The following is a 12,416-nucleotide window of genomic DNA, read 5'->3' on the forward strand; positions in this document are numbered from 1 at the left end:
ATGGAGCAGACAGGAACAGACTTACGCCGGGGCTGGACCACCGGAAGCTGCGCGACAGCCGCCGCAAAAGCGGCGTGGCTGATCCTCTCAGGGCACGAAGCCCCGGCCTGTGTCACCATCACTCTCCCCGGCGGCCAGCGCCCTGCCTTTGCCATTTGCCGCACCGGCCTGCATAACGGCCACCCCTTTGCGGAGGTTGTGAAGGATGCCGGGGATGATCCGGATATCACGCACGGGGCCATTATCCGCGCCACAGTCCGCCGTCTGCCGGAAGGCTCTGGCGTGCGGTTTTGTGCCGGGCCCGGTGTTGGCACAGTCACGCGCCCCGGCCTGCCCCTTCCGCCGGGTGAGCCTGCCATTAACCCCACCCCGCGCGCCATGATCCGCATAGCCCTGACCGAAGCCAGCGGCGGACTACTGCCCGATGCAGAAATCACGCTCTCCATAGCAGACGGCGCGCGACTGGCGGAGCGCACGCTTAACAGCCGTCTGGGGATTATGGGTGGCCTTTCCGTACTGGGCACAACCGGAATTGTTGTCCCCTTTTCCTGCGCGGCGTGGATTGACAGCATTCATCGGGGCGTGGACGTGGCCCGTGCCGAAGGACTGACGCATCTGGCGGCCTCGACTGGCAATGTTTCAGAAAAAGCGGTGCAGAAATTCTATAACCTGCCGGATACCGCCCTGATTGAAATGGGCGATTTTGCCGGCGGTTTCCTGAAATATCTCCGCCGCCACCCCGTGCCACGCCTGACCATTGCAGGTGGCATTGCCAAAATGACCAAGCTTGGTCAGGGCAGGCTGGACCTCCATTCCAAACGTGGACAGGCTGATATGGCCGCACTGGCGCAGCTTGCCGCGACAGGAGGCGCATCCGCATCGCTCACAGCCTCCCTTGCCACCTGCCCCACAGTGGCCGAAGCCTTTCTGCTCGCCACCGCAGCGGAAATCCCGCTGGGGTCATTCATCGCGCAGTCTGCTTTGTGCACTGTTCTGGAAACGCTTATGCCAGCCCCCTGCACCGTAGATGTCATGGTGTTTGACCGGACAGGACGCTGTGTGGGGCAGGCCGGGCCTACCCAGCCCTGAAGGTGCATCTAACTGCGGAAACGCCGCCGATAATCCGGGTCATACAAGGCACTTTCCCGAAAGTCCTGTTCCGCAAGTGCTGGCCCGACCAGAACGAGAGCTGTCCGTTCTACCGGGTTCTGCGCAAGCTCTGCCTCAATCGTGCCGAGCGTGCCCCGCAGCACAAGCTGATCTGGCCATGTGGCGCGCGCCACAATCGCAACCGGGCACTCAGCTCCGTAAAAAGGCGTCAGCGCCTGAACGATTTTCTCCAGCGCGTGAATGGCCAGATGGATAGCCAGTGTGGCTCCGGTAGCGGCAAACGCTTCCAGCTTTTCACGCTCCGGCATGGCGGAGGCCCGGCCTGTCATGCGGGTCAGCACCACGCTCTGGGCCACGCCGGGCATTGTCAGTTCCCGCCCCAGCACGGATGCCGCAGCAGCAAAAGCGGGCACACCCGGCACCATGCTCCACGGAATACCAAGCCGGTTCAGCCTGCGCGTCTGTTCCGCAACCGCGCTGTAGATGGACAAATCCCCGGAATGCAGGCGGGCAACATCCTGCCCCTGCGCGTGCGCTTTGGCATATTCCGCCTCAATTTCATCCAGAGAAAGCGGCGCGGTATCCACCAGACGAGCGTCCTCGGGGCAGAATTTCAGCATATCCGGCGGCACAATGGAGCCTGCATACAGGCAGACCGGGCACCGGGCGAGCAGATCGCGACCGCGCAGTGTCAGCAAATCAGCCGCACCCGGCCCTGCTCCAATAAAATAAACGGTCATTCTATCCCCTCTCTTTCCGCCACCGCGCAGGTTATCCCAGCATAAGTCTGCCGAGGTGCTCGCAGCCACGCGCCAGGCCCTGCTCCGGCCAGCGCACAACCCTCCGCTACCGCAGCAAACCCATTTTTCTGCAAAGATTTTTGCGAAATAGTCTGACAAAGCGCCTGCACAGCCTGCAAGGCGTTCTCCGGCACCCAGAACACGGGAATCTCCAGCGCCGCAGCGACCAGTTCCGGAAACAGGTCTCCCTGCCGGAAACCGGGCACGGCCAGCCGGGTCAGGGCGGTAGCCCCACTTTCACGGACCGTCTGCCTGATAAACCCGGCTGCATCAGACGCGCTGGCTGTGCTGCACCACCCCATACCCACAACACTCATAACGATGTATCCGGTTTCCATGCCACCCATTGCGTGACACTCATGGCCGGACGAAAACCATGCAGGCGGCCAACATCTTCCATACGGGACACGGCAAGGCGCGTCAGACTGCCGCCCCATTCCTGCACGGCCTGCATCAGCCGCACTTCCGTTTCCATCACCACGGCATTGACCACCATGCGGCCACCGGGTTTGAGGGCCGTCCACGCTGCCTCCAGCACCCCGGCACGGCTTGCACCCCCTCCGACAAACACAGCATCAGGGCAGGGAAGATTTTTTAAACCCTCAGGTGCGCGTGCCACCACAACCTGCAAATCAGGCACACCCAAATGCAGCGCATTCCGGGCAATCCGCGCGGCACGCTCTGGCACAGGTTCCAGCGTAATGGTGCGGCAGGTCTGGTCCGCCAGCATCCATTCAATACCAACGGAACCAGAACCACCGCCTATATCCCACAACACCTCTCCGGCCCGCGGAGCGAGAGAAGAGAGGGTCACTGCACGGATTTCCCGCTTTGTCATCTGCCCGTCATGCTCAAAGCAGGAATCTGGCAGGCCAGACGCCAGAGGCAGACTAAACGTGCGTTTATCCGGCACACTTTCCAGCGCAAGCAGGGACAGCCGCCCCGGCGTGCCGGGCACCCCCTCTCGCGCCACAAAGTCATAACGCCGCTCGGCCGAGCCACCCAATGCTTCCAGACCATGGCAGAGCGTTCGCCCAAAACCTTCTTCCGTGAGCCATGCAGCGACGTGTGCCGGAGACTGTTCATCCGCGCACAGCACCAGCAGACGTGCGCCGGGTTGCAAAAATGGCCGCATCCGGTGCAGGGAGCGCCCGCAGAGGGAAATCACCCGGCAATCCTGCAAGGCCCAACCCAGCCGCGCACAAGCCAGAGAAACGCAGGATGGAGCAGGCAGACACAGCATCTCTTGCGGCGGCACATGCCGGGCAAGCGTTGCGCCAACGCCATAAAAAAACGGATCGCCCGAGGCCAGCACCACAACCGGTGAGCCACGGCGCGCCAGAACAGCATCTATGCCGTTTTGAAAAGGAGACGGCCAGACCAGCGTTTCTCCCTGAATCAGCTCAGCCGCCAGAGCAAGGTGCCGCGCGCCCCCTACAACATAGGGAGCCTGCGAGACCAGTGTGCGGGCGGCAGCACTCAGTCCCGCCACGCCCTCCTCCCCAATGCCAATCAGGGTCAGCCAGACCTCAGGCATCCACACCTCCAGTCTGTGCCAGTTTGTCTGTATGGCCGATGTCATTCGCCCGAAAATCCGGCTGAGACATCAGACATGCCTTCGGCAGACAGTTTGCGGCCTGTCCGCTCTCTTCGCTATGGAGAGACAAATAGCGCCCTTCAGGATACAGTGTTACATGTGCCCCTCCGCCCCAACCCCTTTGCCCGTGCTGATTCTGGGCGGCACAACGGAAGCCTCTGGCCTGTGCCGTCTGCTGGAGCATAATTCCGCCTTTACACCTACCCTCTCTCTGGCTGGCGTAACCAGTAACCCGCATCTGCCAGAGATGGCTGTCCGGCTTGGTGGTTTTGGCGGCCCAAACGGCCTGCGACACTGGCTGACGCAAAATGCCATTCAGGCCGTGATTGACGCCACACACCCGTTTGCCGCCACCATGAGCCAGCACGCCGCGACGGCCTGCGGGACCCTTGGCCTGCCACTGCTGCGTCTGGAGCGCCCGGCATGGAACCCTGTGCCGGGAGACACATGGCATTCTGTAACCAACCTGACTGCCGCTGCCAGCCTGCTGGCAGACCCGGCTGGTTTCGGGGAGCGCCCCCTGCGGGTTTTTCTGACAACAGGACGCAAGGAGGTCGCGCCCTTCTGCATGGCCCCGCAGCATACTTATCTGCTGCGCTCGATTGAACCGCCCGACCCAGCCACACTGCCCCCCAGTACGACTGTCCTTTCTGCTCGCGGACCGTTTGATTATGCTACGGAACGAGCGCTCATGAAGGCGCATCAGATTGCGTGTCTTGTCACTAAAAATTCTGGCGGCTCCGCAACCTTTCCAAAACTTGAAGCGGCGCGTGCTCTGGGGTGCCCGGTAATTATGATCGAGCGTCCGCCCCACCCGCCCTGCCCGCATGTTCAAACACCCGCGGAGGCTCTGCTCTGGCTCCAGACACATCAGGCTGCCTCGACCTTGCGCGACGTATAAAGCCACGCTCCACCGTCCGGGCGCGGGATCAGATGGCTGGCGGCACAGCCAATCAGCACCAATGTGCTCATATCCGCCCATGTAGCGTCCGCTTCTGCCAGTGTTGTCAGCCGCACAGCTTCATCCGCACGCCCAATGGCCCGCGCAAACGCGACAGGGACTGATCCGGGCAGGCAGGCACGTAAATGCTCAAGCGCTTCCCCCAACTGGGTCGGGCGCGCCTTGGAGCGCGGATTATAGAGCGCAATAACAAACCCCGCTTCCGCCGCCAGCGCCAGCCTGCGCAAAACAACTGGCCATGGCTTGAGATTATCGGAAAGGGACATCACACAGAAATCACCGCCCAGCGGTGCCCCAAGCCGGGCGGCAGCCGCAAGAACCGCGCTCACACCCGGCACAACCGTAATATCCAGCGCACGCCATGCCTGCGGGCCATGGTCCACAGCTTCAAACACTGCGCTGGCCATGCCGAACACCCCGGCATCTCCGCCGGAGACAACCGCGACATGCCGCCCCTGCATAGCCAGTTCCAGCGCATGCCGCGCCCGGTCCAACTCCTCCCGGTTATCCGAACAGTGCCGCACCACGGAGGCCGGCGCGTCCACCCGCTGCACATAGGGGCCGTATCCCACCAGATCCGTCGCACGGCTCAGCGCCTGATCCGCCTGCGGTGTGCGCTGGAGCGCATTCCCCGGACCAAGCCCGATAATGCTGACAGAACCCGTCATCGCACGCCCTTTCTGCCCGGCACCAGCGCCAGTGAAAAATAGGGCGCAGGCCCATCCTGTTCCGCAAATGGCAGGCAGCGTGCCTCCGGTTGCGTGCCACGCTCTACATAGACAGCATCCGGCAAACGGCCTGTCTGCTCCAGTGCTTTCCGCAATTTTGGCATATTCCGGCCAATCTTCATCACCACCGCCGCATCGGCCTTGTCCAGCCAGTGCACCAGAGCCTCTTCCGGCATGGTAGCAGGCAGAACACACAGAACATCATCCCCGTGCGTCATAGGCCTCGCCGCCTGAGACCAGCAACCGCTCATGGCGGAAATACCGGGCACAACTTGAGTTTCAAACCGAGTATGCAGACGGTCAAACAGATACATCGCGGACCCATACAGAAAAGGGTCCCCTTCACACAGCAGAGCGACGTCCCGCCCCTCTTCCAGAACCGCAGCAAGATCCTCCGCACAGCGATCATAAAACGCATGCATGTCGATATGGTAGCTTGGGTCTTTAACGGAAATTTCGGTGGTAAACGGATAAGCCAGCCGTATTTCCTGCGTTGTGGCAGCAATATGCGCGTGCGCGATGCGGCGCGCGTGCCCCTGTGTGTCATGCCGGCAGAAATAGGCCACAACCGGCACCCCTTGCAGGGTTTTAACAGCCCGCAGCGTCATCAGGTCCGGGTCTCCCGGCCCCACGCCCACCACATGCAGCGTTCCGCGCACCATTACTCCACCTCACTCGCCAGCGCATTGACAGCCGCCGCGGCCATGGCACTCCCCCCCAGCCGCCCCTGCACAACCAGCCATGGGATATCATGCCTTTTTGCAAGGGCCTCCTTGGATTCCGCCGCCCCGACAAAGCCGACCGGCAAACCAATTACAGCCGCAGGTTTTGGCGCACCGGCATCCAGCAGTTCCAGAAGATGGAACAGGGCTGTAGGCGCATTCCCGATTGCCACAACGGCCCCGGCCAGCTTTTCCCCCCACAAGTCCAGCGCTGCGGCAGACCGGGTGTTGCCAATCTGCCGCGCAAGGTCTGGCGTGCGCGCATCCCGCAGGGTGCACACCACGGCATTATCCGCAGGTAGACGCGCACGGGTAATGCCATGCGCCACCATCTCGGAATCACACAGAACAGCGCAGGATTTTTTAAGGGATTTTCTTGCGGAAGATACAAAATCCTCCGTCATCATCACGGATTGTGCTACATCGACCATGCCACAGGCATGAATAATACGAACAACAATCTGGGCCTGCTCGGTGGAAAAACCGCTTAAGTCAGCTTCTGCGCGAATGGTCGCAAAGGAGCGTTCATAAATGGCAGCGCCATCGCGGATATAATCATAAGGCTGCATTTTTAACATCTCCTTCAGACAGAACCTGTCTCACGACCTTTGCACCATCACATTCCGGCACAACGCAGACGGGTTGATCCCCCGCGCGTCCGTTCCGGATCACGCCATATCCCTCCGCCCCGGCAACCAGCGTGACTGTCGCACGCCCCGGATGCGCACAGCCTTTGGCACACCCGGAGACGTGCATCTCCATCCCCTCCGGCAAAAGCGGAGCCAGTTGCAGCGCCAGCCGCCCTGTGTCGGCGGAAGCCTGCCCACAGCCTGACGCACCAATGCAGGCATAGACCCGCAAGCGCGGATCACTTGGATGCATAACAAGCCCTGAAATTTCCGGCATTTTCCTTAATCCGCCAAAAATCAGGCTCCCCCACGGTGTCATGCGCAAAATGCCCTCACCGGTCTGCGCAACATCTGCACAGGCCCGCAGCGTTGCTGCCGTCAGACGCCCCAGCGGCGCAGCCACCGCATAAAGATGGCCTGTCAGATGTCCGGCCCTCTGAACCAACGCACGACCGTGCTGCCTCTCTGTTCTGGCAGCATGTACCCATGCAACCCCGATTTCTGCAAACAGTCTCTGGGCAATAGCAGGCCCCCGCAAAGGGCGCATGGCCTCATGGCATTTTATAAAAGCACCCGCCAATGCAAGAGCCGTCTGCACAGCCTCAGACAAACCCTGCGGCTCTGAGCGGGCCTCACCACAGACAACGCGCCAGCCTCCCCACTCAGAAGCCGGGTTTTGTACAGCCTGAAGCATGATATCAGCCTGCAAAGACCCAACGGGGAAAAAACCACCGCCATCGACGCAAAACCCGAATTTATCAGGCAAAGCTGAAAGAGCGGGAGAGCCGATCAACCCGGCCCTCAACGCCTCCGCACACAGCATCGTCTCCCCCGCACAGGCCGGGTCCACGCCCGCCAGAGGGGATATCTGAAGTGCGAGCCGCCGTTCAGCATCCGGGTCTGCCTGCCCGAGGCCCGCCGCTATCATCCGCTGCGGGAAAGCACGGGCCGCTTCCGGCGCGAACCCCCGCAACTGCACATTTCCCCGGTTGGTCAGGCTGATCTGCCCGTTGCCGTCCTGCTCCGCAACATTGGCCAGCAGATGCGCCTGCGCTGCGGTTATCCGGCCCAGCGGCGGGCGTACACGTACCAGCCAGCCATCCGCCGCCTGCATGGGGGCAAACAGACCTGGGCACCATCCCTTCACCACTGGGGCAGAAAACGCGGCAGACATGAACACCCTTCAGTCAACACACAGCACAAGGCCGCATGGGGGTGTTCATCACAAGGCCATCAGGACAAACCAGATAGTAGCGCGTTGACCCAACGCACCATCACGCTCCGGACACCCCGCCAGACATGACACTCAGCACAAAGATGGCAGGTCTCCTGGCTCATGACACAAAACCCCCGGCGCTCCGGCAGTTTTCGCCTGTTTCCGCCCTTCCCGGAGCACGCTCCAGTGGGTCAACACTCCCAAAAACAAGAGTGCGGAAAACACGCCTGATGTCACATACAGTTGCGGGGGCAGCGACGGCCAAGAAACAGAAGGGTTCTCACCGTACTTCCCTTTTCATCCCCTGACGGGAACCATCTGCCCTTTGTTAAGCAGGCTCTCTGGTGGTTGTCAAAACAGAGTGAACGCCCTGACACCCTTGAAAACGTCCCTCTATACTGCCAGTTCAAAACGGTCATCCGCGTTCACTCTTCACCCACACGGAGAACAGCTTCATGCAGTATCGTCAACTTGGCCGGTCTGGCCTGCGTCTTTCTGCCCTTACCCTTGGCACCATGACATTTGGAGGCAAAGGGGACTTTGCAAAGACGGGGAATACCGACACAGCCGGGGCGCGCCGCCTGATTGACCTGTGCCTGGATGCGGGCATCACCATGTTTGATACGGCGGATATCTATTCCTCCGGGGAATCCGAAACTATTCTGGGGGAAGCCCTGAAAGGGCGCTCGCAGGAAATTCTGGTCACGACCAAAGCCCGCTTCCGCACGCAGGACGGACCAAACGGGGCTGGTTCCTCCCGCCTGCATCTCATTACCGCGTGTGAGGCCAGCCTGAAGCGCCTCGGCCGCGACCATATTGATCTGTATTATCTGCATGAATGGGATGGTCAGACCCCACTGGATGAAACACTGGAAGCCCTTGATACGCTGACCCGTTCCGGAAAGATCCGCTATAGTGGGGTTTCCAATTTCTCCGCGTGGCATATGATGAAAGCGCTGTCCGTTGCTGAGCGCAACAGGCTGATCGCCCCGGTATCCCAGCAGATTTATTATTCACTTCAGGCACGCGATGCAGAGTATGAACTGCTGCCCGCGGCTGTGGATCAGGGGATTGGCGTGCAGGTCTGGAGCCCGCTGGCAGGGGGCCTGCTCTCCGGCAAATATCGCCGTAACCAGCCAACACCCGCAGGCCGTCAGCTTGAAAATTTTGGCGAACCCCCGGTGCATGACAAGGAAAAGCTTTTTGATATTGTGGAAGTGCTGCTTGCTATTGGGGAAGAGCATGGCGTTTCCGCAGCGCAGGTCGCTCTGGCATGGACCATGCATCGCCCGGCCATTACCTCCGTCATTGTGGGCGCCCGCACGGAAGAGCAGTTGAAAGACAACCTGAAAGCCGCGGAACTCACGCTGTCGGAAGACCAGCTCAACCGCCTTAATCAGGCCAGCCAGCCTCCCCTGCTCTATCCCTACTGGCATCAGGCGAGCACCGCGGCAGACCGGCTCAGCCCGGCAGACCGTGTGCTGCTGGAACCATTCCTGAAAACACAGTAAGACGGCCCAGGACGGACAGTGGATTTCCCGGCAATCGTGCACAGACCGGGTAGTCCTCTGTCCTGCGCTTTTACTGCAAACCGGGATGCGTCATGAAGCTTGTAAGAACCAGACAGGAACTGACCGAGATTGTCACTCAGTGGCATAAGGACGGGGAGACAATCGGACTGGTGCCCACCATGGGGTCTTTGCATGAAGGCCACTTGACACTGGTGCAGGCGCTGGACGGCAAAGCTACCCGGCGGATTGTGACGATTTTTGTCAACCCGATCCAGTTTAACAACCCGGATGATTTCCAGCTCTATCCGCGCGGTCTGGACGCGGATGAAGCCCTTCTGGCACAAACCGGCGTAGTGGATGTTCTGTACGCCCCGGATGAAACCCAGATTTACCCGCCCGGCTTCTGCACGCGCATTACTGTTTCCGGCCCGGACAAGATGCTGTGTGGCGGGGACCGCCCCGGCCATTTTGATGGCGTGGCAACAATCGTCACCAAGCTGTTCATGCAAACCCGTGCCGATATTGCCGCGTTTGGGGAAAAAGACTTCCAGCAGCTTTGCATTATCCGCCGGATGGTAACGGACCTGGACCTGCCCGTGACCATTCTGCCCGTGCCCACCGTGCGGGAAGCTGACCATCTGGCGCTATCCTCCCGCAACAGGCGGCTCACCGCTGCCCAGCGCCAGCAGGCCACCCATCTGCCACAGGCTTTGCAGGATTGCGTTGCCGCGCTGAAAGCCGGAAAACCCGTGGCCGCCACGCTGGAGCGCTGCACACAAACCCTGCAAGACGCTGGGTTTACAGTGCATTATCTGGACCTGCGATCTGAAAAAACTCTGGCGCCGTCAGAAAAAGCTGACCCCGGCACCCGCCTGTTTGTTGCGGCCAGCCTTGGAGACATCCGGCTGATTGATAACATGCCGCTTGCCTGACACCACCGGATAGAAAACTGGAAACACATCCATGACCATTACACGTCTTGACCCCGAAGAACGCCTGACCGGCGCTGTCATTTACAACGGGCTTGTGCATCTGGCCGGGCAGATTGCTGATGATGCCACTCTGGATGCGGAAGGCCAGATGGCCGATATCCTGCGGCAGGTGGATACCCTTCTGGCCAAAGCGGGCACAGATAAAAGCCGCCTGCTTTCCGTGCAGATTTTTCTGGCGGATATGAACGATATGGCAGGCATGAACCGCGCATGGGACGCCTGGCTGGACCGGGACAACAAACCCGCCCGCGCGACGGTCGAAGCAAAACTCGCCAGACCGGAGTGGCGTGTGGAACTGACCGGCATTGCCGCGCTCCGATAACACTACACTCTTCAAAAAATGCAGGATCTGCCAGAAAAAGCAGACCCTGCATCCCATTTCAGACCTTCAGACTATCAGGCCGTTTTGACCTGCGTTTCCGCTGTCTCCTCAGCGCGGATAATATAGGGCCCCGCTGCAAGAATCTGGAGTGAGAGGATGCCCATTTTTCCCTCTTTCAGGTAATCACCCAACGGAAGCTCCGCATCCCCATTGGTCCACACACACTGCGCACCTTCCGACGGGTACCAGCCAGCCGGTTTTACAGCCTGACGATGCGCACTGATGTCATGCTGACTTTTGGCGCAAAACAGATGAATATCCGCAACGGCCACGCCCATAGACCGGCGATCATCCACAAACGGGCCGGTCACATCAGCCGGACGGCTGGTGCGGGAGACAATCCGGACAGATTGTGTGCCCGGCGGCAGCATGAAGCTGTAATGATGCGCGGCTTTGCGCATGGGCCTGATCACGGCATCAGTTTCCGTAACCAGATGCAGATCAGGATCCTGCGTCAGAGCCGGAGCGTTTGCTGAAGTCTGGCAGCCAGCCACACTGTCTTCCCGCCATTCCAGCATGCGGAACAGAGGCTCCACAAAAGCACGGTCTACACAAAGCGGTGCCCCCGCATCCTTTTCCCATGTGCGGGCTGTGCCATGCAGGGCCACAACCCGGCCTTCCTGACGGAAAGAGGAGCGGTTGCCCGTATCCAGATAGCTTTCGGTCAGCATGCCATCGGCGGTAATAACGGAATGCTGCTCTGTTTCCACATGGTAGTAGTCGTATGACGTTATGGATTTATCATAAAAAATGGACGCGCCATTCACGAGCATACGAACGGGAACAAACTTGCCTTTAAAAAACAGACAATGCTCTGCTGTAATCAGCATGTCTTTGTAAGGCACACCGTCGGAAACAGCATCTTTCAGAACACGGACAGGATACCCGGCTTCATCATCATGCAGACCCGGCCGCACCGTCGCACGCGCTTTGCCAACCCAGACAACCGGACGAAGAACGTCCTTTTTATTCTTCCAGTCAAATGCAACAATCTGATCACCAATGCGGAGGGCTTCAACCGCTACATCCCCATTACAGGTACGGATCATGCTGCCCGAAAGGAAGCATGTGACAGTAACGACATCACCATTAAACTGATAGTCATCTTTGTCATAACCCTCGGCAAAAGTAACATTTGCCAAGACGGTACCGTTCTGATCAACAATAGTCTTTCCATCGTCTCCCCATTGGAGAGTTGTACTTTGACCATTATCAAAAATAATTTTATCCCGTGGAGACAAATTATTTAATGTAAGTGTTCCACTTGCAGCATAATTTTTTACCGTAAGCGTATTATATTCTGTTGCCCCTGACGGAGAAGCACCAAATGTAATAGGAGCAGTCAAGGTGCCTACAGTTAAGGCCCCGCCGTTAGCAATCGTAACAGTTTTACCGGTTAGCGTGCCGTCAATAGTAAAATTTGTTGCTTCAATAGTTAAAGAACTATTGTTTGTAACGGTATTGTTTACAGTAAGATAACCATCACCCTTTAATGTTACGTTACCATTAACCGTCATATTATTAGAATGAAAATTAGTATTAGATGAATCGCCTTCCGTCCACCCATCGTAATGAACAGCTTTGACCGTTACTGTAATCGGAGAAGAAGTGCCATCAAGAGTCACATCCTGACTATCGTATTGGTCACCCCAGTCACTAGTAGTATTTATGGTAGACATTTTCCCAATCCTTGATTTGCGCAAAGAATTGGGAGTGTGTCTTTTTTGATATTCTATGTTTTGCTTGCACTAACAATATTGGGGGTGTA

General features: G+C 58.9%; 13 protein-coding genes and 1 riboswitch. Of the genes, 5 read left to right on the forward strand and 8 right to left on the reverse strand.

Going from position 1 to position 12,416, the window contains the following annotated elements:
- Positions 1-1,089: a cobalt-precorrin-5B (C(1))-methyltransferase gene (locus tag JK199_RS00825; RefSeq protein ID WP_212373557.1), complete on the forward strand. Its 1,089-nt coding sequence runs from the start codon at positions 1-3 to the stop codon at positions 1,087-1,089.
- A gap of 8 nt (positions 1,090-1,097) precedes the next feature.
- On the opposite strand, the gene cobM is transcribed toward JK199_RS00825, so the two are convergent.
- Genes cobM through cbiE form a run of 3 tightly spaced genes read right to left on the reverse strand, consistent with a single transcriptional unit; the run spans position 1,098 to position 3,447 of the window.
- Positions 1,098-1,850 carry a precorrin-4 C(11)-methyltransferase gene (gene cobM, locus JK199_RS00830; protein ID WP_212373068.1) on the reverse strand — a complete coding sequence of 251 codons (753 nt, stop codon included), beginning with the start codon at positions 1,848-1,850 and terminating at the stop codon, positions 1,098-1,100.
- Positions 1,847-2,227 (reverse strand): cobalamin biosynthesis protein, encoded by a 381-nt coding sequence (locus tag JK199_RS00835; protein WP_212373070.1) that lies wholly within the window; start codon positions 2,225-2,227, stop codon positions 1,847-1,849. Before JK199_RS00835 ends, cobM begins: the two co-directional genes overlap by 4 nt.
- A complete protein-coding gene (gene cbiE / locus JK199_RS00840; RefSeq protein ID WP_212373558.1) occupies positions 2,224-3,447 on the reverse strand; it encodes a precorrin-6y C5,15-methyltransferase (decarboxylating) subunit CbiE in 1,224 nt (407 codons plus the stop codon). The genes JK199_RS00835 and cbiE overlap by 4 nt, the downstream gene beginning before the upstream one ends.
- Before the next feature lie 157 nt (positions 3,448-3,604).
- On the opposite strand from cbiE, the gene JK199_RS00845 reads away from it, so the two are divergent.
- Positions 3,605-4,408, forward strand: a complete 804-nt coding sequence (locus JK199_RS00845) for a cobalt-precorrin-6A reductase (protein ID WP_212373072.1) — start codon at positions 3,605-3,607, stop codon at positions 4,406-4,408.
- Here the strand turns inward: JK199_RS00845 and cobJ are convergent.
- The 4 genes from cobJ to cobG are packed head-to-tail and all read right to left on the reverse strand — an operon-like array spanning position 4,378 to position 7,721.
- Positions 4,378-5,136, reverse strand: a complete 759-nt coding sequence (gene cobJ, locus JK199_RS00850) for a precorrin-3B C(17)-methyltransferase (protein WP_212373074.1) — start codon at positions 5,134-5,136, stop codon at positions 4,378-4,380. The two genes, JK199_RS00845 and cobJ, sit on opposite strands and share 31 nt — an antisense overlap.
- Positions 5,133-5,858 (reverse strand): precorrin-2 C(20)-methyltransferase, encoded by a 726-nt coding sequence (locus JK199_RS00855; protein ID WP_212373076.1) that lies wholly within the window; start codon positions 5,856-5,858, stop codon positions 5,133-5,135. The genes cobJ and JK199_RS00855 overlap by 4 nt, the downstream gene beginning before the upstream one ends.
- Positions 5,858-6,487 (reverse strand): precorrin-8X methylmutase, encoded by a 630-nt coding sequence (locus JK199_RS00860; RefSeq protein WP_212373078.1) that lies wholly within the window; start codon positions 6,485-6,487, stop codon positions 5,858-5,860. Before JK199_RS00860 ends, JK199_RS00855 begins: the two co-directional genes overlap by 1 nt.
- Positions 6,474-7,721: a precorrin-3B synthase gene (gene cobG / locus JK199_RS00865; protein WP_212373080.1), complete on the reverse strand. Its 1,248-nt coding sequence runs from the start codon at positions 7,719-7,721 to the stop codon at positions 6,474-6,476. The genes JK199_RS00860 and cobG overlap by 14 nt, the downstream gene beginning before the upstream one ends.
- 128 nt (positions 7,722-7,849) lie before the next feature.
- Positions 7,850-8,097, reverse strand: a riboswitch (cobalamin riboswitch).
- 121 nt (positions 8,098-8,218) lie between these two features.
- Between cobG and JK199_RS00870 the strand changes: the two genes are divergently transcribed.
- From JK199_RS00870 to JK199_RS00880, 3 genes are all read left to right on the forward strand, one after another.
- Complete coding sequence (locus JK199_RS00870) at positions 8,219-9,274, forward strand: aldo/keto reductase (RefSeq protein WP_212373082.1); 1,056 nt, start codon at positions 8,219-8,221, stop codon at positions 9,272-9,274.
- Between the two features lie 92 nt (positions 9,275-9,366).
- Positions 9,367-10,206: a pantoate--beta-alanine ligase gene (gene panC / locus JK199_RS00875; protein WP_212373084.1), complete on the forward strand. Its 840-nt coding sequence runs from the start codon at positions 9,367-9,369 to the stop codon at positions 10,204-10,206.
- Between the two features lie 31 nt (positions 10,207-10,237).
- Positions 10,238-10,588: a RidA family protein gene (locus tag JK199_RS00880; RefSeq protein WP_025827165.1), complete on the forward strand. Its 351-nt coding sequence runs from the start codon at positions 10,238-10,240 to the stop codon at positions 10,586-10,588.
- Between the two features lie 74 nt (positions 10,589-10,662).
- Here JK199_RS00880 and JK199_RS00885 read toward each other — a convergent pair whose 3' ends face one another.
- Positions 10,663-12,327, reverse strand: coding sequence for a Hint domain-containing protein (locus tag JK199_RS00885; RefSeq protein ID WP_212373086.1), 1,665 nt, complete (start codon positions 12,325-12,327; stop codon positions 10,663-10,665).
- Between the last annotated feature and the right edge of the window lie 89 nt (positions 12,328-12,416).

This window comes from Acetobacter persici (assembly GCF_018256955.1).
Lineage (GTDB): Bacteria > Pseudomonadota > Alphaproteobacteria > Acetobacterales > Acetobacteraceae > Acetobacter > Acetobacter persici.